At 39.2% G+C, this 22,373-nt stretch carries 23 protein-coding genes; all 23 read right to left on the bottom strand.

The window, feature by feature from the left end:
• Nucleotide 1 precedes the first annotated feature (1 nt).
• The 23 genes from LJC66_RS21915 to der all read right to left on the bottom strand — a co-directional run bounded on the left by LJC66_RS21915 (nucleotide 2) and on the right by der (nucleotide 22,207).
• A complete protein-coding gene (locus LJC66_RS21915; RefSeq protein ID WP_195695952.1) occupies nucleotides 2–1,102 on the bottom strand; it encodes a prephenate dehydrogenase in 1,101 nt (366 codons plus the stop codon).
• 72 nt (nucleotides 1,103–1,174) lie between these two features.
• Nucleotides 1,175–2,278: a histidinol-phosphate transaminase gene (gene hisC, locus LJC66_RS21920; protein ID WP_230933529.1), complete on the bottom strand. Its 1,104-nt coding sequence runs from the start codon at nucleotides 2,276–2,278 to the stop codon at nucleotides 1,175–1,177.
• A 4-nt stretch (nucleotides 2,279–2,282) separates the two neighbouring features.
• Nucleotides 2,283–3,098 carry a tryptophan synthase subunit alpha gene (gene trpA / locus LJC66_RS21925; RefSeq protein WP_042991910.1) on the bottom strand — a complete coding sequence of 272 codons (816 nt, stop codon included), beginning with the start codon at nucleotides 3,096–3,098 and terminating at the stop codon, nucleotides 2,283–2,285.
• Nucleotides 3,085–4,299 (bottom strand): tryptophan synthase subunit beta, encoded by a 1,215-nt coding sequence (gene trpB, locus LJC66_RS21930; protein WP_013059002.1) that lies wholly within the window; start codon nucleotides 4,297–4,299, stop codon nucleotides 3,085–3,087. The genes trpA and trpB overlap by 14 nt, the downstream gene beginning before the upstream one ends.
• On the bottom strand, nucleotides 4,296–4,922 hold the full coding sequence (locus LJC66_RS21935) for a phosphoribosylanthranilate isomerase (RefSeq protein WP_014458353.1): 627 nt from the start codon (nucleotides 4,920–4,922) through the stop codon (nucleotides 4,296–4,298). The genes trpB and LJC66_RS21935 overlap by 4 nt, the downstream gene beginning before the upstream one ends.
• Complete coding sequence (gene trpC, locus LJC66_RS21940) at nucleotides 4,912–5,679, bottom strand: indole-3-glycerol phosphate synthase TrpC (RefSeq protein ID WP_014458352.1); 768 nt, start codon at nucleotides 5,677–5,679, stop codon at nucleotides 4,912–4,914. The genes LJC66_RS21935 and trpC overlap by 11 nt, the downstream gene beginning before the upstream one ends.
• Nucleotides 5,669–6,694: an anthranilate phosphoribosyltransferase gene (gene trpD / locus LJC66_RS21945; RefSeq protein ID WP_230933530.1), complete on the bottom strand. Its 1,026-nt coding sequence runs from the start codon at nucleotides 6,692–6,694 to the stop codon at nucleotides 5,669–5,671. The genes trpC and trpD overlap by 11 nt, the downstream gene beginning before the upstream one ends.
• Nucleotides 6,687–8,201 carry an anthranilate synthase component I gene (trpE, locus tag LJC66_RS21950; RefSeq protein WP_230933531.1) on the bottom strand — a complete coding sequence of 505 codons (1,515 nt, stop codon included), beginning with the start codon at nucleotides 8,199–8,201 and terminating at the stop codon, nucleotides 6,687–6,689. The genes trpD and trpE overlap by 8 nt, the downstream gene beginning before the upstream one ends.
• 283 nt (nucleotides 8,202–8,484) lie before the next feature.
• On the bottom strand, nucleotides 8,485–9,567 hold the full coding sequence (gene aroB / locus LJC66_RS21955) for a 3-dehydroquinate synthase (protein ID WP_230933532.1): 1,083 nt from the start codon (nucleotides 9,565–9,567) through the stop codon (nucleotides 8,485–8,487).
• A complete protein-coding gene (gene aroC / locus LJC66_RS21960) occupies nucleotides 9,567–10,739 on the bottom strand; it encodes a chorismate synthase (RefSeq protein ID WP_013059008.1) in 1,173 nt (390 codons plus the stop codon). The genes aroB and aroC overlap by 1 nt, the downstream gene beginning before the upstream one ends.
• 134 nt (nucleotides 10,740–10,873) lie before the next feature.
• Nucleotides 10,874–11,656, bottom strand: a complete 783-nt coding sequence (locus LJC66_RS21965; RefSeq protein WP_230933533.1) for a CheR family methyltransferase — start codon at nucleotides 11,654–11,656, stop codon at nucleotides 10,874–10,876.
• A gap of 206 nt (nucleotides 11,657–11,862) precedes the next feature.
• Nucleotides 11,863–12,312, bottom strand: coding sequence for a nucleoside-diphosphate kinase (gene ndk, locus LJC66_RS21970; protein ID WP_028410739.1), 450 nt, complete (start codon nucleotides 12,310–12,312; stop codon nucleotides 11,863–11,865).
• A gap of 115 nt (nucleotides 12,313–12,427) precedes the next feature.
• Nucleotides 12,428–13,393 (bottom strand): heptaprenyl diphosphate synthase component II, encoded by a 966-nt coding sequence (hepT, locus tag LJC66_RS21975; protein ID WP_013084891.1) that lies wholly within the window; start codon nucleotides 13,391–13,393, stop codon nucleotides 12,428–12,430.
• An 81-nt stretch (nucleotides 13,394–13,474) separates the two neighbouring features.
• Nucleotides 13,475–14,179 carry a demethylmenaquinone methyltransferase gene (locus LJC66_RS21980; RefSeq protein ID WP_013059012.1) on the bottom strand — a complete coding sequence of 235 codons (705 nt, stop codon included), beginning with the start codon at nucleotides 14,177–14,179 and terminating at the stop codon, nucleotides 13,475–13,477.
• Nucleotides 14,180–14,183: 4 nt separating this feature from the next.
• Nucleotides 14,184–14,978 (bottom strand): heptaprenyl diphosphate synthase component 1, encoded by a 795-nt coding sequence (locus LJC66_RS21985; RefSeq protein WP_014458346.1) that lies wholly within the window; start codon nucleotides 14,976–14,978, stop codon nucleotides 14,184–14,186.
• Nucleotides 14,979–15,256: 278 nt separating this feature from the next.
• Complete coding sequence (gene mtrB / locus LJC66_RS21990) at nucleotides 15,257–15,487, bottom strand: trp RNA-binding attenuation protein MtrB (protein WP_013059014.1); 231 nt, start codon at nucleotides 15,485–15,487, stop codon at nucleotides 15,257–15,259.
• A gap of 25 nt (nucleotides 15,488–15,512) precedes the next feature.
• Nucleotides 15,513–16,079 carry a GTP cyclohydrolase I FolE gene (gene folE, locus LJC66_RS21995; protein ID WP_013059015.1) on the bottom strand — a complete coding sequence of 189 codons (567 nt, stop codon included), beginning with the start codon at nucleotides 16,077–16,079 and terminating at the stop codon, nucleotides 15,513–15,515.
• 148 nt (nucleotides 16,080–16,227) lie between these two features.
• Complete coding sequence (locus LJC66_RS22000; protein ID WP_013059016.1) at nucleotides 16,228–16,500, bottom strand: HU family DNA-binding protein; 273 nt, start codon at nucleotides 16,498–16,500, stop codon at nucleotides 16,228–16,230.
• Between the two features lie 373 nt (nucleotides 16,501–16,873).
• On the bottom strand, nucleotides 16,874–18,352 hold the full coding sequence (gene spoIVA, locus LJC66_RS22005) for a stage IV sporulation protein A (protein WP_013059017.1): 1,479 nt from the start codon (nucleotides 18,350–18,352) through the stop codon (nucleotides 16,874–16,876).
• 229 nt (nucleotides 18,353–18,581) lie between these two features.
• Nucleotides 18,582–19,304 carry a hypothetical protein gene (locus LJC66_RS22010; protein ID WP_217598367.1) on the bottom strand — a complete coding sequence of 241 codons (723 nt, stop codon included), beginning with the start codon at nucleotides 19,302–19,304 and terminating at the stop codon, nucleotides 18,582–18,584.
• A 24-nt stretch (nucleotides 19,305–19,328) separates the two neighbouring features.
• Complete coding sequence (locus LJC66_RS22015; protein WP_195695946.1) at nucleotides 19,329–19,532, bottom strand: DUF2768 domain-containing protein; 204 nt, start codon at nucleotides 19,530–19,532, stop codon at nucleotides 19,329–19,331.
• 315 nt (nucleotides 19,533–19,847) lie between these two features.
• Nucleotides 19,848–20,879: an NAD(P)H-dependent glycerol-3-phosphate dehydrogenase gene (locus LJC66_RS22020; RefSeq protein WP_050689707.1), complete on the bottom strand. Its 1,032-nt coding sequence runs from the start codon at nucleotides 20,877–20,879 to the stop codon at nucleotides 19,848–19,850.
• A gap of 17 nt (nucleotides 20,880–20,896) precedes the next feature.
• The gene (der, locus tag LJC66_RS22025; RefSeq protein WP_014458340.1) at nucleotides 20,897–22,207 is read right to left on the bottom strand and encodes a ribosome biogenesis GTPase Der; all 1,311 of its coding nucleotides are present in this window, start codon (nucleotides 22,205–22,207) and stop codon (nucleotides 20,897–20,899) included.
• Nucleotides 22,208–22,373 lie beyond the last annotated feature (166 nt).

Here is a 22,373-nt window from a genome sequence, read left to right on the forward strand (position 1 = left end):
ATTAAGAAATAAACGTCTGATATTGATGCTGATGGAGACACGCTCTTGCCCGCTTTCTATCTTCCTCTGTTTGAAAGCTCAAACGTAATACTCCGTATATGTCTTCTCGTGTTTCTAAAATTCGAATGTTTGTAATACTGATTTCATCTTCTGCTAAATAACCCGTTACTTCTGAAATAATCCCCGGATAGTCAGGAACATCCACATAGAGATCATAAAAGGATGGAATCGCTCCTTTGGTTCGTACAGGAAGCTGATCTCTAAATTGTTTTGCTTGTGAAAAATATGTATAGATATCGTTCGCGTCTTTTCGTTCGATCATATTTCGCACGTCGTTCATTTCTTCAAGCCAGTGGTCAAACATTGAAAGAAGCGCATCCTGATTATGAAGCAAAATATCTCTCCACATCGCTGGACTGCTTGAAGCAATACGTGTAATATCGCGAAACCCTCCAGCTGCAAGCTGCGAAACTAGCTGGTTGTCTTGTTGGTAATATTCTGCTTGATGAACAAGGCTTGCAGCAATAATATGAGGAAAATGGCTGATGACACCCGCTAATTTATCATGTTCTTTTGGTGACATCACAATAATTTTAGCTTTTGTACCACTTAGCAATTCCTTTAAACTGTCCAAAGCCTCCGAAGAAGTAGAAGATGAAGGTGTTAATACATACATGGCATTTTCAAACAAATGAGCTTTAGAAGCAGCTACTCCGCTTTTATGAGACCCAGCCATTGGGTGGCCGCCGATAAACTCAATGCCTTTAGCAATAAGAGCTTCCGCTGTCTTCACTACCTCTTCTTTTGTACTTCCTACGTCTGTGACGATAACAGACTGTTTGAGCGTAAAACGTTCTAACTGTTTTAGCACTTCCGCTGCTTGAGTAACCGGAATAGCAATAACAATATAATCCGCTTGCTCAGCGCCTTGTTGCAAAGAAGAAGCCGCTTGGTCAATTACACCTAGGGTTTTGGCAAGCTCCAGCTGCTCTTGATTAATGTCAAAACCTATTACATCAAGATGATGATGCGTCTTTTTTATATTAAGCGCCAGCGATCCTCCAATTAACCCCAGGCCTATAACAAAAACATTTTCTGTCACTTTCCTTCACCTCATTGTACATATGAAGATGAGAGTGTGAAATCACACTCTCATCTTTTACTATATTGGGTATTAAGCTTTCGCCGCTTCTTGACTAACAAACTGCTGAAGCAATTCAATGATTTGTTCATTTTGTTCTTTCGTTCCCACCGTAATACGAACGGAAGTTGGGAAGCCTAATGCATTCCCTGAACGGACGATAAATCCGCGCTGCAATAAAAATTGGAACACTTCATCGCCTTGACGGCCAAAATCAATTAGAACAAAGTTAGTGAAAGAAGGATAATAGTTTAAGCCGTTCTTATCACAGAAAGCATAATATTGCTGCAAGCCTTCTTCATTTTTCTTTTTACACTCTTCAATGAACGCTTGGTCTTCAAGAGCAACGATTGCTGCTTTTTGAGCCATGCGGCTTGTATTAAAAGGTTCACGAGCCGGCTCAATTTTTTGTAGCAATGATTCGTTTGCAATACCGTAACCAATGCGCAAAGAAGCTAGGCCGTATGCTTTTGAAAATGTGCGAAGTACAATTAAGTTTTCGTATTCATTCAAAAACTCTACCGTATTCGGATAGTCGGCTTGATCTGCTGCATACTCAAAATAGGCTTCATCCATAACGATTAATGTATGCTTAGGAACTTGTTTCATAAAAGAAATTAACTCATCGCCCTTCACATACGTTCCCGTTGGGTTATTAGGGCTGCATACCCACACAATTGTCGTATTTTCATCAATTGCACGAAGCATAGCATCTAAATCATGATCTCCGCCGCGCAGCGGTACTTCACGGATTTCTGCACCTTCAATTACGGCATTGTGCTTATATTGAGGAAATGACGGCGTCGGCATGACAGTATTTGTATCAGCCGATAGCAAAGCTCGGCAAATAATTTGAATGACTTCATCAGACCCATTTCCAAAAATCAGCTGATCTTGCTCTACGCCTACGTGCTTTGCTACTGCTGCACGCAGTTCAGCTGCATAGCCGTCTGGATAAAGCGCCATATTTTCGATTTCTGTAGCAATCGCCTCTTTTACTAAAGCAGAACTGCCGTAAGGATTTTCATTAGACGCTAATTTTACGACGCGATCTAAATTAAATTCACGCTTTACTTCTTCAATTGGCTTACCTGGTTTATATGGAGATAAAGTTAGTAATTGTTCTTTTACCTTCAACGTGTTACACCTCGCATTTTTGTATAGGCGAAACGATGGATGCAACATACTCCTCAATTTGATTTAATCCGTCTCGGCGTGTATCCTTATTTAAAAGAACTTGTTCAAGCTGGCCAATTTTATTAACAATTGCACTTCCAATTACAATGCCGTCGCTATGTTCTTTTAACACCTCTACTTGTTCACTTGTTGAAATTCCAAAGCCGACGGCAACCGGTATAGAAGCTGCTGCTTTTACATCTTCTAAAAAGGTGCCAATATCAGCTGGCAACGTAGAGCGAACCCCAGTAACGCCTAAAGACGACACGCAGTATAAGAAGCCCGTTGCATCTGCAGCGATTTTTTGAATACGCTCTTTAGATGTAGGAGCAACCATTGAAATGTACGCAACTTTATTTTCAGCGGCAAGCTCCCGGATACGGCCACTCTCTTCGTACGGTAAATCCGGAATTAGCACTCCATCTATTTCATTTTCTCGCATTAACGCGAAAAAGGATTCTAAACCTAATTGTAACACAGGATTAAAATAGGTAAAGAGAATTACCGGTATTTTCACACCTTTTTTTCTCATCACCGATACAAGCTTAATGGCTTTTGAAATAGACATACCGCCAGATAAAGCTCTTTTGGACGCCTCTTGAATAATTGGACCATCTGCTAAAGGGTCGGAATATGGTACGCCCAGCTCTAAAATAGAAGCACCTTGCTTTTGCAAAGCCAAAGCAATATCCACCGTTGCATCTTCATGAGGATCTCCTGCTGTAATAAATGGAATAAACAATGTTTCATGTTTAGGTAGTCTCGCTTCAAACGTATTCATGTTCTTCTTCCTTCCCTTCTAGCAAGTTTACTAATGTATGAACGTCCTTATCTCCTCGACCTGACAAGCAAATTAAAATTGTTTCTTCTTTCGTCATGCTTTTAGCCAGTTCAAATGCTTTTGCCAGCGCATGAGCGGACTCAATAGCGGGAATGATTCCCTCTGTTTTCGCCAGCAGCTGAAGAGCTTCAATTGACTCATCATCCGTTACACTTTCATATTCTACTCGTCCAATAGATGAAAGGTGAGAATGCTCTGGACCGATACCTGGATAATCCAAACCTGCTGAAATAGAATAAGGCTCTGTAATTTGACCATTTTCATCTTGAAGTAAATACGTGAGCGTTCCGTGGATAACACCTTTTGTGCCTTTAGCCATTTTAGCAGCATGAAGAGCTGTATTTAGTCCTTTCCCCCCTGCTTCTACCCCAATCAAGCGTACATTCTCTTCTTTAATAAAATCATAGAACATACCGATTGCATTACTGCCGCCTCCGACGCATGCCACGACAGCATTCGGAAGTTTTCCTTCTACTGCTGTAAACTGTTCTTTTGCTTCTTCTCCAATAATTTTTTGGAAATCTCGAACCATTTTAGGATAAGGGTGCGGTCCAATGGCCGAACCAATTAAGTAAAAATGATCTTCACAGTGTTGAACCCAGTAGCGAATTGCTTCATTTGTTGCATCTTTTAGCGTTTTTGTTCCAGAAGTTGCAGGAATGACTTCCGCTCCTAGAAGCTTCATGCGAAAAACGTTCAACGCCTGACGTTCAATATCTTCTTCTCCCATGAATACTTTGCATTCCATTCCGAACTTTGCAGCTACTGTAGCTGTGGCTACCCCGTGCTGACCCGCTCCTGTTTCAGCAATAATTTTTGTTTTGCCCATTCGTTTAGCAAGTAAAATCTGTCCAATGGCATTATTGATTTTGTGAGCACCCGTATGATTTAAGTCTTCACGTTTTAAATAAATTTTTGCCCCGCCGAGCGTTTCGGTAATATTATCAGCATATGTTAAAGCCGTTGGTCGCCCAGAGTAGTTAACAAGTAAAGATAGATACTCATCTTTAAATGCCGGATCTTTCATTGCTTGATTCAAAGCTGCTTCTACTTCTTCAAGTGGTTTCATTAATGTTTCAGGTACGTATTTTCCGCCAAATTCACCAAAGCGGCCAAATTCATCAGGATGATTGTATGTCATAGTATGATCTTCCTTTCAATCTCTATAATTTTTGTATAGTCCTTCGTTCCATTTGTTTCAATACCGCCAGAAATATCAATCGCCCCAGGCTTATAGGGTAACAAGTTCTCAATGTTACAAGCATTGATTCCTCCAGCAATAAAGCATTTTTTACCTAACCTTTGGGCAGCTGATTCATACTGAGGAACGAAGCTCCAATCAAAAGCGACGCCCGTTCCTCCAAATTGTTCTTTAACCTTGCTATCAATTACATACCCGTCAGCTTCTTCATATACATGCATTTGCTGCAGCGTTTCTTTATTGTGAGGGAGCGCTTTCCACACTTCATATCCACGCTGCTTTAACTGACGTACCTCCGCAGCTGTTTCTTGCCCGTGGCACTGAATTACATCTAAATTTGTTACGAAGGCAATTTCAAGTATTTGATCTACCGGCGTATTCACAAATACCCCTACTAGTGAGACTTGTTTTTTTATTTCATCCGTTACAAACTCATTTACTCGTTCAGGCTTTACATATCGTTTACTTTTTGGGTAGAAAATAAAGCCAATGTGAGTAGCAGCCGACTTTTCGATTAAAGCTATATCTTGTTTTGAGCGAATCCCACAATACTTAATAAGCATATTCACTTTCCCCAAACAGCTTTTCAATCGCTTTGGTTTGATTATCCTGTCTCATAAGCGATTCCCCTACTAAAATAGCTTTTGCTCCCGCTTCTTTTACGTAGGAAACATCCTCGTATAAGTAAATGCCGCTTTCACTCACTAACAGCTGATCTTTCGGAACATGTTTAGCGATTTCTTTGGTCTGCTGCAAGCTGGTTTCAAACGTATGAAGATTTCGATTATTAATTCCAATAATCTTCGGGGTAAATACAGCTAGCAGCTTTTCAAGCGTTTCTAGAGAATGCACTTCTACTAAACAATCTAACTCTTTTTCGGCAGCTTGAAGATAAAGCTCTTGCAATTTTAATGGTTCAAGTGCTTCTCCAATGAGTAAAATAGCATCAGCACCGATTCTTGCACTTTCTTCCACTTGAATGGAATCAATGATGAAATCCTTGCGAAGCACAGGGATAGAGACATGCTGTTTAATGTCACTTAAAAACGTTCGATGTCCTTGAAAATAGTGCTGATCTGTTAACACAGACAAAGCATCTGCTTTCCCTTTCTCGTAGGCTTTAGCAATTTCCACAGGCTGAAAATTCTCTTTTATTAATCCTTTAGAAGGCGAGGCTTTTTTCACTTCTGCAATAAGAGCCAGCTCTCGATTCGGATTTGATAAAGCGTCTAAAAATGATCGTTTTGCAACATTTTGCTGTTCGGGTAACTGTAGGTTTTGAATTTCTTCTTTTTTTGTTTCAATAATTTTATTGAGCATGTTCAACCACCTTTTTCGATTTCAATCGTTGTAATTGCGTGTATGCAGCACCTGATTCAATTGTTTCTAAAGCTACAGCTACTCCTTCTTCAAAAGTAGAAACGTTTCCGCTAACGTAAATAGCTGCAGCAGAGTTCAACACGACTGCGTTTTTAGCAGTTACATTGCTTTTATTTAAAAATAGCGATTCAATAAGCTCGGCACTCGATTTTGCATCTTCTACCACTAAGTCTTCAAGCTTCCCTCTCTGTAAGCGTACATCCTCTGGTGCAAGCGTATATTCTGTAATGACATTGCCCTGTACTTCTACAACGTCCGTTACATCAGTGGCACTGATTTCATCCAAACCGTCTCTGCCTGCAACCAGAAGGACGTGGTTAGCTCCAAGTACAACAAGCGCTTCTGCTAATTTTCGTGCAAGCTCAATGGAATAAACGCCAATTACTTGCTTTGTGCAGTTAGTAGGGTTTGCTAATGGACCTAATGCATTAAAAACCGTTCTAAATCCTAATTCCTTTCGAGTAGCAGCAACGTGCTTCATAGCTGGATGATAAAGCGGCGCAAACAAAAAGGACATGTTGAGGTCAGCCACCGCATTTTTCACTTCTTTTTCATTTCCTTGAATCCATATATCCAGATGTTCTAACACGTCGGCACTTCCGCTTTTAGAAGATACGGCGCGGTTCCCGTGTTTCGCAACCTTTACTCCGGTAGCAGATGCCACAATCGCACTAGCCGTCGAGATATTAAACGTAGAGGCCCCATCTCCTCCGGTACCGCATGTATCTACTACGTTTAATTCTTCTAGAGAAATAGCATTCATATTATTTTTCATACCTCGGACAAAACCGACAATTTCATCGACGGTTTCTCCTCGGTACGTTAAGATGGTTAGCACGCTAGCGATTTGAGCTGCCGGGACTTTACCGTTCATAATATCATTCATAATTTTTTCTGCTTCTTCCGCTGAAAGTGACTCACCGCGCAAACACTTTTTTAACAATTCTTTAAACATATACATCCTCCTTTTTATCGTAGATGTCTTGGGCCAATTGAATTGTTTTGATTAAAGCGCTGGCTTTATTGCGGGTTTCTTTCCACTCAAGCTCCGGTTTTGAGTCAGCAACCACTCCTGCTCCAGCCTGGATATAAGCGGTCTGGTCTTTCAAAAGAATGGTCCGAATCGCAATGCACGAATCAATGTTTCCATCAAATCCGAGATATGCTACGGTTCCTGCATATACATTTCGCGCAACTGGTTCAATTTCATTTAAGATTTGCATCGCTCGCACTTTTGGAGCGCCAGATACGGTACCCGCTGGAAATGCAGAAAGCAGCGCATCAATGGGATGTACTTTTTCGTCAAGGCGCCCTGTCACTTTAGAAATCAAGTGCATGACGTGCGAAAAGTTAACCTGCTGCATTAATACTGGTGTTTGGACACTTCCATACTGTGCAACTCGGCCGATGTCATTTCTTGCTAAGTCCACGAGCATATAGTGTTCTGCCCGCTCTTTTTCATCGTTAATTAAGTCTTCGTATAAGCGCGCATCTTCTTCTGCATCCCTGCCACGTCTTCTCGTTCCTGCAATCGGATGAATTTCTAAATGGCCGTTTTCAATTTGAATCAACCGCTCAGGAGAACTTCCAATTAGCTCCACGCCTTTTACTTTCACGTAAAATAAATAAGGAGACGGATTAACTAATCGCAATACTCTGTAAATATCAAATCCAGCTACGGTCGTATCAATTTGAAATCTCTGCGACAATACGGCTTGAAAAACATCTCCGCTTTTAATGTATTCCTTAATTTTTTCCACATCTTGCACAAATTTATCTTTTTGGTATGACGATGTCACGCCTTCAAAGCTAACTTCGCGCTGCTCGCTTTCAAACATCATTGGCTTTTCTTTCACCGTCTGCGCTATTCTTTCAACATATCGATTGATCTCTGCTAAAGCTTCACCGTATTTTTCTTTTTTCTGCTGCTCTTTGTCTTGCTCATCAAGCTGAATGTAATGAATCACCATAAGCTCTTTTATTTGATGATTGTACGCAAGCATCGTTTGACAATAGATAAAGTGAAAAGTAGGCATGTTCAAATCATTTTGGGCATGTACGTTTACTTTTTCAATTTGCGATACTGCGTCGTAGCTGATAAACCCTACTGCTCCTCCTTTAAAAGGAAGTGCAAGGTCTGGTACTTTCACTTTCAGCTCTTGCTGAATTTTACAAAATACCTCTTTAAAGCTGTCTCCTTGCAGCATAGGCTGAAGCTGCTTGTTTTTTGCTAGATAGGTTCCGTTTTCTTCCTCGACATACAAAAATGGATTTAAGCCAATAAAAGAATAATTGGACCATGGTGATGATTCATCATTACTTTCAAGCAAATATACGGCTTCATCTTTTACTTGTTGAAAAAGATCAACAGGTGTCATGCTATCGATAAATATTTTTTTTATAATTGGAATGGTTAAATACTCTGTAGAGTCTTCTAAAAAAGAAGTATACGTGTTCGTCATATCTTTCAATCCTCCATTTCATGGAGAATGAGAATAGATGAGGTTATATAAAAGAGGATATAATAAATAAACCCAAAGACACATCAAAAATGGGCCTTTGGGTATACGAATGGTAAAATTCACTCAACTAAACTCTGCTCAACTGTCTCATTCTCGTCTACCCTAATCTCAACTAAACTGTCTATTGTTTTCTCATAACTAAAATCTCTAAACTAACTTGTTACCAATTGTAGTACGTTTCAAATTCATTTGTCAACTACTATCTACTTGGCTTTAGACGAAACTAAGCTTTAAGCTCTTCATTCAGCAGTTTAAGAATCACTTCATCTTCTACTTGCTGAACAAAAGGCTTGCCTATGCCTTCAAGCAGTACCATGTGAACATTGCTTGATTTAGACTTCTTGTCCGCTTTCATTCTTACGAGCAGTTTTTCAGCTGAAAGATGGTTTGGGACAGACGTCTTGTAGCCAAATTTTTCAAACCATTTCGCAATGTCGTCCACAGGGAACTGACTTTTTCCAAGAACATTGCTGACTTTCATAGCAAACAGCATACCAATCGCTACGCCTTCTCCGTGGCTGATTTGTCCATAGCCGCACTCTGCTTCGATCGCATGACCTAGCGTATGTCCAAAGTTCAGATGGGCGCGAACGCCAGCTTCTGTCTCATCTTCTTTTACAACAGATGCTTTGACTAAAATACCGCTTTGAATAGCATAAATTAATTTTTCATCTTGTAAATCAGTCAGCGATTGTATATTTTGCTGAAGCCATTTATAAAATGCTTCATCGTGAATAAAAGCGTGTTTAATCACTTCTGCAAAACCGGAACGCCATTCTCTTTCGGGAAGCGTTTTAAGAAGATCAATATCATAAACAACCGCTTCAGGCTGATAAAAAGCACCAATCATATTTTTCCCAAGCTCATGATTAATGGCTACTTTACCGCCTACAGCACTATCGTGAGCAAGAAGCGTCGTTGGCACTTGAATAAAAGAAACACCTCTCATATAAGTAGCGGCTACAAATCCAGCTAAATCGCCTACTACCCCTCCGCCAAAAGCAATAACGAGCGCATTTCGATCAAGCTGCTGCTCGAGCGCAAATGTCTGACAATCGTAGTAATGTTGAAATGACTTTGCATGTTCACCGCTTGGCACTACGTATTTAGCCACTTTAAACTGCGTCTCAATCGCTTTTACAACCGCTTCTCCATAATATGAATCTACGGCTGAATCGGTGATGATTAACACGGACGACAGATTAGGTTTTACACTCTCGATAATAGAAGGCAGCTTTTCAATTAATCCATTTCCTAAATAAAGAGGATATGTTTTGGATAAAGTTTGAATATCAATTTGCAACATTAAAACTCCCTCGCATGTGCACGCATTTTCTCAATATTTTCAGCAATTAAATCAATTCGGTCTTGTCCAAACTGTTCGATTAGCGCATCAGCCAATTCCCAAGCTACAACGGCTTCTGCGACAACGCTTGCCGCCGGCACAGCGCAGCTGTCTGAACGTTCGATGCTTGCCTCGAAGGCTTCTTTTGTTTCAATATCAACACTTTTTAACGGCTTGTAAAGCGTTGGAATAGGTTTCATTACACCGCGTACTACAATTGGCATACCTGTTGTCATGCCGCCTTCAAAGCCGCCTAAGTTGTTTGTTTTACGGGTATACCCGTTCTTTTCATCCCATAGAATTTCGTCATGAACTTCGCTTCCTGGTCTGCGAGCCGCTTCAAAGCCAATCCCAAACTCAACGCCTTTAAATGCATTAATGCTCATAACAGCTGCAGCAATCTTCGCATCTAATTTACGATCGTAATGAACATAGCTGCCTACTCCTGCTGGCACGCCTTCAATAATAACTTCTACTACGCCTCCGATAGAGTCGCCGTTTTTCTTAGCATCATCGATTGCTTGCATCATGTCTTTCTCAACAGCTGAGTCAAAACATCTTACTGGGGAAGCTTCAGTGACTTCTTGAAGTTCCTCTAAGCTTTTGTATTGAGGCGGATTTGCCTGTACGCCGCCAATTTCTAATACATGTCCAGCTACAGAAATCCCGAACTGAGCAAGAATTTGACGAGCCACAGCACCTGCTGCTACCCTTACAGTTGTTTCGCGAGCTGAAGAACGTTCTAATACATTTCTCATATCGCGATGACCATATTTAATAGCGCCGTTTAAATCGGCATGCCCTGGTCTTGGTCTCGAGATTTTACGCTTTACTTCTTCTGACTCTTCTTCAGAAATTGGCTCGATGCCCATAATTTTTGTCCAGTGTTTCCAGTCGTTATTTTCTACCGCTAACGTAATAGGAGATCCTAGCGTATAGCCGTGGCGGACACCGCTTAAAATTTCCGCTTGATCTTTTTCAATTTGCATACGTCTTCCGCGACCATGACCTTTTTGTCTTCGCGCTAAATCTGTATTGATGTCTTCGGCTGTTAAAGGAAGCCCTGCCGGAACACCCTCTAAAATAGTAGTCAATTGTGGACCATGTGATTCTCCTGCTGTTAAATATCGCATAATCGTACCTCCGCTTAATATGTATTATTCGTCAGAATTTTTCCATTTTTAAATATGACTATACCATACTATAACATAAGAATGTACAAAAAGTTTCACCTCAGCTTTTAAGAAACCGCTTCTGGTTGTCTCGATTAAATGGTCTTTACTTTTCTGTAAAAAAACGTATCAGCCGTTTCAAATCCATACTTTTGCGGAGTAAAAACCTGTTCTGTGCTACCTACAAATAAGATGCCGCCAGGTGCTAAAGATCTGCTAAATTTTTCATATAAAGCATGCTTTGCTTCATCTGTAAAATAAATAAGCACATTTCGACAAACAATCAAGTCAACGTTTTTTGGAAAAGAGTCTGACAGTAAGTTATGTTTCTGAAAAACAACTGTTTTTTTGATTTTTTCATCTAATAAGTACCCGGTTCCTCTTTGTTGAAAGTACTTATTTTTCATCGAAACAGGCATTTCCTGAAGTGAACGTTCATCATAAAAGCCTATTTTTGCTTTTTCGATCACTTTTTCATCCAAATCAGTCGCCAATATAGAAATACGCGAAAGAGGAAAAAATGTTGATAAAACCATCGCTAGTGTATATGGCTCTTCCCCTGTTGAACAGGCAGCGCTCCACACTTTCAGGTCTGTTTTTCCTTTTACAAGAGTCGGTAAAATTTTTTGCTCCAATATATCCCACCGCTGATAGTTGCGATAAAACTCTGACACGTTAATCGTCATCCGATCTAAAAACTCCTCAAGCAGTTCGTTATTACTGTTCATTGCTCGGTAATATTCAAAAAAACTAGAAAAACCCTTTTTTTCATATAGGGAGGTAAGGCGGCGTTGCATTTGAGACTGCTTATATAGTGATAAATCAATGCCTGTTTTTATTTTTATTTTCTCCACAAACGCGTCGTATTCATCTATCATTTTTGACTCTCCTTTCTTATTTCTATACGTTGATGCTATATAAAGAAATAAAACCTTTATATATGCTTATCTTCTTACTAATATATCGGAATACATTGTGAAAATGTTTATGTAGAGAGATATTCGCAATCAATAGCCTAGGACCTATTTATAAAAACAATAAAAAAGACGAATGAAAATTCATTCGTCTCCTTGCGCTATCTAAATTAGTAAATCCAAGCGTCTGCGTCTTTTTTATAGAAAGTCAGCTCTTCACTTTCAAAGAATAAGCTGATTTCACGCTCCGCACTTTCTGGTGAATCTGAGCCGTGAATAATATTCTTATCGACAATCAGTCCATAATCACCTCGAATAGTTCCAGGAAGCGCTTCTTGAGGGTTAGTTTTCCCCACCATTTGACGTGATACTGAAATCACGTTTTCACCTTCCCATACCATAGCAAAAACTGGACCTGATGTGATAAATTTCACTAACTCACCGAAAAAAGCTTTCTCTTTATGTTCACCGTAGTGTGTTTCAGCTAATTCCTGCGAAATATGCATAAGCTTAGCTCCGACTAATTGAAAACCTTTTTTCTCAAAGCGAGAAATAACCTCACCAATAATGCTTCTTTGTACCCCATCTGGTTTGACCATTAAAAACGTTTTTTGTATCATTTTACTCTCCACCCCTGAAGTTCATGATATGTAAACAAGTTTTGAAAGCGCAATCACACCTCATGAAGATATTAACATTGTTTCGAGCAGTTTACAACTTATGAAAGTAAATAAATCAAAATTTCCGTTTTCCAATGTACTTCGCAATTTGATGCAGCGTTTTTTTCGCCTTGTTTGGCGGCAGTTCTTCTAAAATGCTCATCGCTTTTTGCAGATAACGATCGCTCATCTCAAATGAACGTTCAATGGCGTTAGAAGATTTAATATCAGAAATAATTTCATTGATCAGCTCTTGCTCATATTCCCTCTCGAAAAGCTGTTCTACTTTATCTCGAAACTCAGCATTTTCAATGGCATACAAAACTGGCAGCGTAATATTTCCTTGCAGTAAGTCGCTGCCAACTGGTTTCCCAAGCTGTTCTTCTGATGAGATAAAATCTAAAATGTCATCGGTAATTTGAAATGACATTCCCACGTAATATCCAAACCAAAATAAACGTTTATGTATATCTTCAGGGGCTCCCGCTGCAATTGCACCTAACTGACAGCTTGCAGCAATTAGCAGTGCCGTTTTACGTTTAATTCTACGCAGATACACGCGTAAGTTTTGGTTTAGGTTGTATTTGTCCTTAATCTGTTCAATTTCACCGAGCGTTAATTCCACCATCGTATTAGATAAAATTTTATGTGCTTCCACATCTTTAACCTCACTCATAACTTCAAGCGCACGAGCAAAGATGTAATCCCCTGTATACATAGCAATACGATTGTCCCATTTTGCCTTAATTGTTGGTTTTCCGCGTCTCTTATCAGCGTCATCAATAACATCATCATGAACAAGAGACGCCATATGAATCAGCTCAAGCGCTACTGCCACGTGTTTGATTTGGTCGATGTTGTAATGCCCAAATTTAGCTGCCAACAAAACAAATACAGGGCGAATTCGTTTCCCCCCTGCTTGTAAAAGGTGAAGAGAAGCATCTGTGATAAGTGTTTCATCGGTATGAACAGTTTGTTCAAGTTCTTTCTCAATAAGGGTAATATCCGTATTCAAAAAAGCGTACATCATTTTTAGTTTCATTGGACTCACCTTGCATTATATATTCATTCTTTACTCCTTATCCTACAGGCTGTTGCACCTGTAGGACAAGCTTTTTCTCTTTTATCGTTTGTACCCTAGATGCATCGCTGCTACTCCACCTGTGTAAGATTTCACTTCAACATCTGTCAAACCGGCTTCACGGAACATATCAGCCAATTGCTTTTGACCTGGAAAGTCCCTAGCTGACTCTTGAAGCCATGAATATTCATCATAGCTTTTAGCGACCATCTTTCCAAGCGCAGGCATAATATACTTAAAATAAAGCAAGTACATTTGTCGGTAGCCGATCATCGTGGGCTGAGACGTTTCAAGGCAAACCACTTTTCCGCCAGGTTTCACGACGCGCTGCATTTCCTTTAACACTTGAAGGTAATCGGGCACGTTGCGCAGTCCGAATCCAATCGTTACATAGTCAAATGAATTATCTTCAAAAGGAAGTTCCATTGCATTGCCATGTAGTAAGGTAATATTTGAAAAAGGTGAGTTTTTTACTTTCTCTTCACCAATCTTTAGCATATTCTGACTAAAATCCAGGCCAACTGCCTCTCCTGTTTCTCCAACTGCTTCCGCCATAGCTAGCGTCCAATCCGCAGTTCCGCAACAAACATCTAAAGCTTTTGTTCCTTTTTGAACATTCATTCGCTTCATCGTATCTTTGCGCCATGCCTTATGACGCTGAAAACTAATAACAGAATTCATTTGATCATAATTTTTATATATTTTTTCAAATACGCCATGGACACGCTGTTCTTTTGATTGCTGCATATCTCTATCCTTCTCCTACGACATTTTTCAGCACTTCTAAGCTAGATGTAAGTTCATCTAAGTGCTCTCTTAAAAACTCATTCATCACAAATTCACTTCGTAAGTATCCTCTAACAATGTTTACAGACTGTTGAGTATACGAATAAAGGTATTCTTTTATTTGTTCTTGATTCATACCAATTTGTTTGCAATAGTTTAGCAAGAGAGTAGGCTCTTTATGCTGTAATGACTTTAATTGCTTTAATATCCCGTTCAAATACGCTGCATGTTTTAAAAGTTCTTTCCACTCTTCACGTTCAAAATAGTCACATAAGCATCTTACAAACGATGATTCTGCTGCTAAAAAACTATTCATAACGTCGTGTGGATTAGTAGAGCGATTGTTATAAATGTGTATCTTAGCGATATTAATTTCTTTAATAGCAGATGCTATAACTTTCATTAAATTCAGCTGGTTGCTTTGAGCTAAATAGTAATAGTACAGGCCGCTGTAATAATCTCCGGCCAAAACTACCAGCTGCCGCTCATGCAGCTTTCCTTCATTTCCGCTAACATTTTGAGTGGAGACTAGATCGTGGGTATCAAGTGCGGTTTGAACGAGCATCACAGATAGCACAGAGCTGTTCTTTTTTTCTTCTTCCATTGAAAGAGTATCTAAGAACGAACACATGTACAGTAATCTATTTTCATCAATACGCGGATGATGAATATATTTTTTTACATATGGATGACTTAATTCAACATGAAGCTGTTCTTTCATGTTGGCCACAATATCATAGATGGTTTTTACGCTCATCATCCTTGTCTCCCTTTCCATCACTATTTGTTTAAAGTTCTTTTAACTCCAAATCGATAGTGTCAATTATAACATAATTACATTATAAAATATCCTTTAAATTCTTTTGAAGCTTTTTCACGGTTTAAATCATTTAGCTGCTCATCCGCTTGAATACCGTTCATCTACATACCATCTGGATTCCTTAGACAGTAATTTAAGATATTGCTTTTAGTTTCACCATGTTTTTCCTGTTCTTATTCATTTATTTTAAATATAAATAAAAGCAGGAAAATCCCTGCTTATTTTTTCGTATCGGATTCAATTTCTCCGTGAACAGTCTGAATGACGGCTTTGCCACGAATTTTAATTGCGGATGTATGCTCAGTAAACTGCGCAATCATTACTTCGCCTTTATCTAGTTTTTCTGAATGATGAAATCGCGTATCTGCTCCTCGCGTTAAGCCAATTACGTTAACTCCATCTTCGACCGCTTTAATGACAATATACTCCGGCGTTCCTTTTTGTGTCATATTCTCTTCTCCTTCATCATCCACATTATGATTTAATCAGTGATAAAACTTCAGCTCTAGAACTTGCATCGTGTTCTAACACTCCGCGTACAGCAGAAGTGATTGTCATAGCTCCAGGCTTTTTAATGCCTCGCATGGTCATACACATGTGCTCTGCTTCCACTACTACCATGACCCCGTGCGGCTCTAATGTTTCTACAATAGAATCCGCCACTGTAGATGTAATTCTCTCCTGAAGCTGAGGACGTTTCGCAACAGCTTCTACCGCTCTTGCCAGCTTACTTAAACCGGTCACTCGTCCGCCTTTTGGAATATACGCAACATGAGCTTTTCCGTAAAAAGGCACTAAGTGGTGTTCACACATAGAGTAAAAAGGAATATCTTTTACAAGCACTAGCTCTTCATGGTCTTCTCCAAAAACTGTTTTAAAATGCTCTTTTGGATCTTCATTCAACCCGGAAAAGACTTCCTCATACATTTTAGCTACTCGCTTTGGTGTATCTAATAATCCTTCACGGTTTGGATCTTCGCCAATTGCTTCTAAAATTAGTCTCACGGCTTGTTCGATCTGTGGTTTATTTACAGATGACATGTTGTTGCCCTCCAATTCGTTGCATTACGACTTTATGAAAAAAATTCTAGCATATGTATATACCAAAGGCAAAAAAGAAAGGTCGCAAATGTGCGACCTTTCAAAGCTCTTCATCAACGGCTATGAATAAAGCCATTTTATGTAGATATTATTTTACAGCATCTTTAAGAGCTTTACCTGGTTTGAATGCAGGAACTTTGCTAGCAGGAATTTCGATTTCTTCGCCAGTTTGTGGATTGCGTCCTTTACGAGCAGCACGTTCACGTACTTCGAAGTTACCAAAACCGATAAGTTGAACTTTGTCCTCAGCTTTTAAAGCTTCTAAAATTGTATCGAAAACAGCATCAACTGCTTTTGTAGCATCCTTTTTTGAAAGCTCACTTGCTTCTGCAACAGCATTAATTAATTCTGTCTTGTTCATGCCATTCACCTCCTCCCAAAATCGGATCATATAATAACTAAAAACCTTGTTAGAAAAGGAATCTAGTAATTCGTTATATCTCATTCTTTAACAAAACAAATGGATATTATACATAACCTATGTATCGACAAGCCTAATCATAAACGATTGAACTAAATAATTCAATGTTTTTCATTCATCTGCCGTATGTATGTAGTGAAAACAGTATGATCGATCGATTTCTGTTAAAAGATTAACATATTGAACAAGGCATAGCAAGCAGAAAATAACGCAGGAATAGGATAACCACGCGATCTATCACAATATATGTAAAGTTTTGTATGATCTATCCAAAAAGAAGAGGCTCCTTTATGAGGAGCCTAACGTTATATTCTTATAAAATAATCGCGATTAAACCTCCGGATCCTTCGTTAATAATCCGTTCTAGCGTTTCTTTTAACTTATATCGCGCATTTTCAGGCATCAGCGACAGCTTTCCTTGAATCCCTTCTCTTACGATTGAACTTAGAGAGCGGCCAAATATATCTGAATTCCAAATTGAAAGCGGATCATCTTCAAAGTCTTGCATCAAATAACGAACTAATTCTTCGCTTTGCTTCTCCGTTCCGATAATCGGCGCAAATTCTGATTCTACATCCACTTTAATCATGTGTATAGAAGGTGCCACTGCTTTTAAACGAACTCCAAAACGCGATCCTTGTCGAATAATTTCAGGCTCATCAAGGCTCATATCCGAAAGCGAAGGTGCAGCTACACCATAACCCGTTTGTTTAACCATACGAAGGGCATCAGAGACTTGATCGTACTCGGTTTTTGCATGAACAAAGTCTTGCATTAACTGCAGCAAATGATCTCTTCCGCGAATTTCTACTCCCACGATTTCTTTCAAAATCTGGTCGTATAAGTCATCTGGAGCGTATAAGTCAATTTCGGCAATTCCCTGCCCCATCTCAATTCCGGCTAATCGAGCCTGATCGATGAACTCAAACTGGCTAAATTGCTCTACTACCCGTTCAACGTCTCTCAGCCTCTTAATATCTTTTACCGTTTCTTTAACGGCTTCTTGATAGCTTTCACGCAGCCAATGTTTATCTTTTAAAACCATTACCCAGCTTGGTAGATTAACGTTAACTTCTAATACAGGGAACTCGTAGAGTGCTTCTCTTAATACGTTCATCACATCAGTATCGCGCATGCTTTCCACACTCATCGCTAATACTGGAATATCATATTTTTCATTAAGCTTTGCACGAAGCTTTTCTGTATCAGGATGATATGGCTGTACGGTATTAATAACCATGATAAATGGTTTGCCTACTTCTTTTAACTCATTAATGACGCGCTCTTCTGCTTCGACGTAATCTTGACGAGGTATATCTCCAATTGAGCCATCTGTTGTAATGACGACACCAATCGTTGAGTGTTCTTGAATTACCTTTCTCGTTCCAATTTCAGCCGCTTCGTGAAATGGAATTGGTTCTTCATACCAAGGCGTATTGATCATTCGAGGTCCGTTTTCATCTTCGTACCCTTTAGCCCCAGGCACCGTATATCCTACACAATCTACTAACCGTATGTTAACTTCTAGCCCGTCATCTACCAAAACATTAACTGCTTGATTCGGTACGAATTTCGGCTCAGTTGTCATAATCGTTTTCCCAGCTGCACTTTGTGGTAGTTCATCTTGTGTGCGAGCTCTTTCTGCCTCGTTCTCGATGTGAGGCAGGACCACCAGCTCCATAAATTTTTTAATAAATGTAGATTTCCCTGTTCGAACTGCTCCCACCACACCTAAATATATATCGCCTCCTGTACGTTCAGCGATATCTTTAAATACATCCACCTTTTCCAAAAGATCCCCTCCGATCTATGAGTTCATGGAATATGACATCCATTGCGAGAGTAAATTAGGACACTATATAGTTATGACGTTGTCCTATTAAAATATGACTTTTGATAGAAAAATTTATGATTTTTTTCATGCACATGCTGACTTAGTCATTCTGATTATCATTATTGGTGTACAAGAAAGAGAAAACCCCTTCTCTCTGAATATTATTCAAGGAGAAGGGGTTCATGACTTATTTTTTTAAAAATATTGGTTCATTCTTATCGTTGACTGTATAAGGAAGAGAGTAAGCAGGTACAAAATCACTGTTTTCCACAAGGAGCTTTCGTATATCTTCACCAGGTTTGTAGGAGCTTTTATGCTTTTGAATGGCATCATACAAATCAGGACGATAATCTACAAATACATCTCCCTGTCCATTAACAATTAAAGAAAGACTATTCCCTGTATATGGGCTAGTAACGACAGGAGGCTCTTTCATATTCAATTTTTTATAATTAATAGAGAATACGCCGGGAGCGATGACGTCTTTAAACGGTACGTACCCTTTATGATTTTGACGGTATATATTCAAATGTACGTTAACATCTTGAATCGTATCCGCCATCCGTAAGTCTAATAATTTAACCGTGGGGTTTGTTTCTGCATCCACAAGTACGTACGCAAATATCCCTCCGCTTTCATACGAATTCCCAGGTGCGTCTTGCATGTATCTAGGAACTATTTTCGTAAAGTCAATTGGATATTTTTGATAAATCGGCGTGTCCATATCTTTCGTTTTTATTGGCAATAAGCCTCCGCTTTCTTGTTTAAATTGATCAACCGCCGTTTGCACGGAAGCAACTTGATCTTTATAAGGAACTTGATTTTGAGACATTCTTTCCGCCGGGTACAAACAACCGGATAATACAAAAATGGTTAACCCAACAATAGACGTTAGCATGAATTTTTTCATTTTCCTCACCCTACCATATGTACATTAAGCATCTGTCGGCCCGCTCAATACAACAATTACCATAATAAGACCTGCTACAATCATAAGCGAATAGGCAATGAAAGCGAGTACAATTTTACCAATGCGGTTTGTAATTTTATAACGACTAAAGTAAATAGAAAATACCGAAATGAACATAAATACAATGGAACCCAATGAAATCCACATCTTTAACAAACCTGGCGACAAATTGCATCCACTCCTTTTTTCACCGTTATTATAACATAAGGACTTATAGTTAAGATGAATATTGATAGAACTTTCTAAATTCACTATTTATTTACCTTCCAGTAACTCAAGCTCTATAGTAATTACTTTCCTATTAAATTGACAAATTCCTGCTTTTTCACATAAAAAAAATCGAAGCGAAGGGGGCTCTTCGCTTCGATCATAACTAAATATTCCCATACTAACAGTTCTACTCATCTTTATTTACACGTTATTTTATGCAAGTAAATGATTTTGGGTATCACCAATTGCCTATTTTTTCATATTTCTTTGCACTTAATTTAATTTTTCTCCTAAAACATTCGCTAAATCTTCCATTTCATGTGTTTTAGTACGAGACATAAGGGCGTCTACTGCATCTTTTGCCTTCACATCATTAAACAGTACATTATATAAAGCATCAGCAATCGGCATTTTCACGTCATATTTTTGAGATAGCTGGTAAGCTGCTTTCGTCGTGCGTACACCTTCTACAACCATTCCCATATTTTCTAATACTTCGTCTAAATTTTTGCCTTTTCCAAGAAGATTACCAGCGCGCCAATTTCGAGAATGAACGCTTGTACACGTTACAATTAAGTCTCCAATCCCGGTCAAACCTGAAAACGTCAGAGGATTGGCACCAAGCACAGTACCTAAGCGAGCGATTTCAGCTAAGCCACGAGTCATAAGAGCAGCCTTCGCATTGTCACCATATCCAAGTCCATCCGTGATACCAGCAGCAAGAGCAATAATATTTTTTAACGCTCCCCCAATTTCCACACCAATCACGTCAGGATTTGTATAAACACGGAAGTACTGCTGATTATTAAATAAATCCTGCACTTTTTCTGCTGCTTGTATATTTGTTGAAGCTGACGTCACGGTTGTCGGCTGCCTTCTACTTACTTCTTCAGCATGACTCGGACCTGATAAGACAACGATGTCTTTTGTATCAATTTCTTCTTGAATCATTTGAGATATACGTAAAAGAGAATCCGGTTCAATTCCTTTACTTACATGAACAATTGTAAACAGTTCATCGGTAAGGGATTTTAGCTGCTGCAACACTTCACGAATGGCCTTCGTTGGAACAGCTAAAATAAGGGTTTCAACACCTTCTATTGCCTTTTCTAATGACGTAAAACCTTTAATCTGATGAGGAAGCTCTACACCAGGCAAATATTTTTCATTCTGATGCGTCTCGTTAATTTGATCAATGACTTGTTGTCTATGTCCCCAAATGCGAACATCGTGTCCATTTTCCGCCAATACGAAAGCTAATGCAGTTCCCCAGCTTCCTGCTCCTAGTACAGCTATTCTTTCCACGCCGATCACATCCTCTGTTATTTTCTTGGTCTTGCAATAATTTTAATTGGAGTTCCTTCGAATCCAAAAGCTTCACGAAGCTTATTTTCTAAGAAACGCTTATATGAAAAATGCATTAGCTCAGGATCATTTACAAACACAACAAAAGTTGGCGGCTTGATCGCTACTTGAGTTGTGTAATAGATTTTTAAGCGGTTGCCGTTGTGAGTAGGCGTAGGGTTCATTGCTACTGCATCCATAATCACATCGTTTAAGATGCTTGTTTCTACACGCACCGCATGGCTTTCGCTTGCAAGATCAATCATTGGCAATAGCGTATGCGTACGTTTTTTCGTTTTAGCTGAAAGGAATACAATTGGAGCATATGTTAAGAACTGAAAATGCTCACGTATATTTTCTTCAAATTTTTTCATTGTTTTCTCATCTTTTTCTACTGTATCCCATTTGTTCACAACGATGACAACAGCTTTTCCAGCTTCTTGTGCATAACCAGCAATTTTCTTATCTTGTTCAATAATACCTTCTTCAGCATTTAATACAATTAAGACAACATCTGAGCGTTCAATTGCCTTTAATGCGCGCAGTACGCTGTATTTTTCCGTACTCTCGTACACTTTTCCACGTTTTCTCATTCCAGCTGTATCAATAACAACATATTCTTGATCTTCTTTTGTAAACTTTGTATCAATGGCATCGCGTGTCGTGCCGGCAAGATCACTGACAATAACACGATCTTCACCTAGAAGAGCATTAACTAATGAAGATTTTCCTACGTTAGGACGACCAATCAATGAAAATTTAATGACTTCTTCTCCGTAATCTTCGTCTTTTTCTTTTGGAAAGTGCTTAGCTGCCTCGTCTAGCAGGTCACCTAAACCTAAACCATGCGTTCCTGAGATTGGGAACGGTTCTCCATATCCTAGTGCGTAGAAATCATAGATTAATTCTCTCATTTCAGGATTATCTACTTTATTAACAGCTAGGACAACGGGCTTTTTGGATTTATATAAAATTTTCGCCACTTCTTCATCAGCCGCAGTAATTCCATCGCGTCCATTCACTAGAAAAATGATTACGTCCGCTTCATCAATTGCAATTTCTGCCTGCTGTTTGATCTGTTCTAAAAATGGTTCATCTCCAATATCAATACCGCCAGTATCAATAATGTTAAAGTCCAAATTCAGCCACTCACCTGAACTATAGATACGATCACGAGTTACACCCGGAATATCTTCTACAATAGATACTCGCTCTCCTACAATTCGGTTGAAAATTGTTGATTTTCCTACGTTGGGACGACCAACAATCGCAATAATTGGTTTTGGCATACGATTCTTCCCTTTCCTTGATCTTTTTTATGTATAGGCAACCAGTCTTTAATCGACTAAAGGTATTTATCTACATGTACAAATAAATAAGATCATTCGTTTTTCAAAAATTGAGGCCATGCAGCGTGGCATGACCTCTACTAATCGATCATAAGCGATAAAGCAG

Source organism: Priestia sp. TSO9, assembly GCF_021029645.1.
Taxonomy (GTDB): domain Bacteria; phylum Bacillota; class Bacilli; order Bacillales; family Bacillaceae_H; genus Priestia; species Priestia megaterium_E.

Excerpts from the sequence above, each read along its gene's own strand:
- trpA (WP_042991910.1), bottom strand. The coding sequence starts at position 3,098 with ATGAATACGTTTGAAGCGAGACTACCTAAACATGAAACATTGTTTATT.
- trpB (WP_013059002.1), bottom strand. The coding sequence starts at position 4,299 with ATGACATACAATCATCCTGATGAATTTGGCCGCTTTGGTGAATTTGGC.
- LJC66_RS21935 (WP_014458353.1), bottom strand. The coding sequence starts at position 4,922 with ATGCTTATTAAGTATTGTGGGATTCGCTCAAAACAAGATATAGCTTTA.
- trpC (WP_014458352.1), bottom strand. The coding sequence starts at position 5,679 with ATGCTCAATAAAATTATTGAAACAAAAAAAGAAGAAATTCAAAACCTA.
- trpD (WP_230933530.1), bottom strand. The coding sequence starts at position 6,694 with ATGTTTAAAGAATTGTTAAAAAAGTGTTTGCGCGGTGAGTCACTTTCA.
- trpE (WP_230933531.1), bottom strand. The coding sequence starts at position 8,201 with ATGACGAACACGTATACTTCTTTTTTAGAAGACTCTACAGAGTATTTA.
- aroB (WP_230933532.1), bottom strand. The coding sequence starts at position 9,567 with ATGTTGCAAATTGATATTCAAACTTTATCCAAAACATATCCTCTTTAT.
- aroC (WP_013059008.1), bottom strand. The coding sequence starts at position 10,739 with ATGCGATATTTAACAGCAGGAGAATCACATGGTCCACAATTGACTACT.
- LJC66_RS21965 (WP_230933533.1), bottom strand. The coding sequence starts at position 11,656 with ATGATAGATGAATACGACGCGTTTGTGGAGAAAATAAAAATAAAAACA.
- ndk (WP_028410739.1), bottom strand. The coding sequence starts at position 12,312 with ATGATACAAAAAACGTTTTTAATGGTCAAACCAGATGGGGTACAAAGA.
- hepT (WP_013084891.1), bottom strand. The coding sequence starts at position 13,393 with ATGAAACTAAAAATGATGTACGCTTTTTTGAATACGGATATTACCCTT.
- LJC66_RS21980 (WP_013059012.1), bottom strand. The coding sequence starts at position 14,179 with ATGCAGCAATCAAAAGAACAGCGTGTCCATGGCGTATTTGAAAAAATA.
- LJC66_RS21985 (WP_014458346.1), bottom strand. The coding sequence starts at position 14,978 with ATGATGAGCGTAAAAACCATCTATGATATTGTGGCCAACATGAAAGAA.
- mtrB (WP_013059014.1), bottom strand. The coding sequence starts at position 15,487 with ATGACACAAAAAGGAACGCCGGAGTATATTGTCATTAAAGCGGTCGAA.
- folE (WP_013059015.1), bottom strand. The coding sequence starts at position 16,079 with ATGTCATCTGTAAATAAACCACAGATCGAACAAGCCGTGAGACTAATT.
- LJC66_RS22000 (WP_013059016.1), bottom strand. The coding sequence starts at position 16,500 with ATGAACAAGACAGAATTAATTAATGCTGTTGCAGAAGCAAGTGAGCTT.
- LJC66_RS22010 (WP_217598367.1), bottom strand. The coding sequence starts at position 19,304 with ATGAAAAAATTCATGCTAACGTCTATTGTTGGGTTAACCATTTTTGTA.
- der (WP_014458340.1), bottom strand. The coding sequence starts at position 22,207 with ATGCCAAAACCAATTATTGCGATTGTTGGTCGTCCCAACGTAGGAAAA.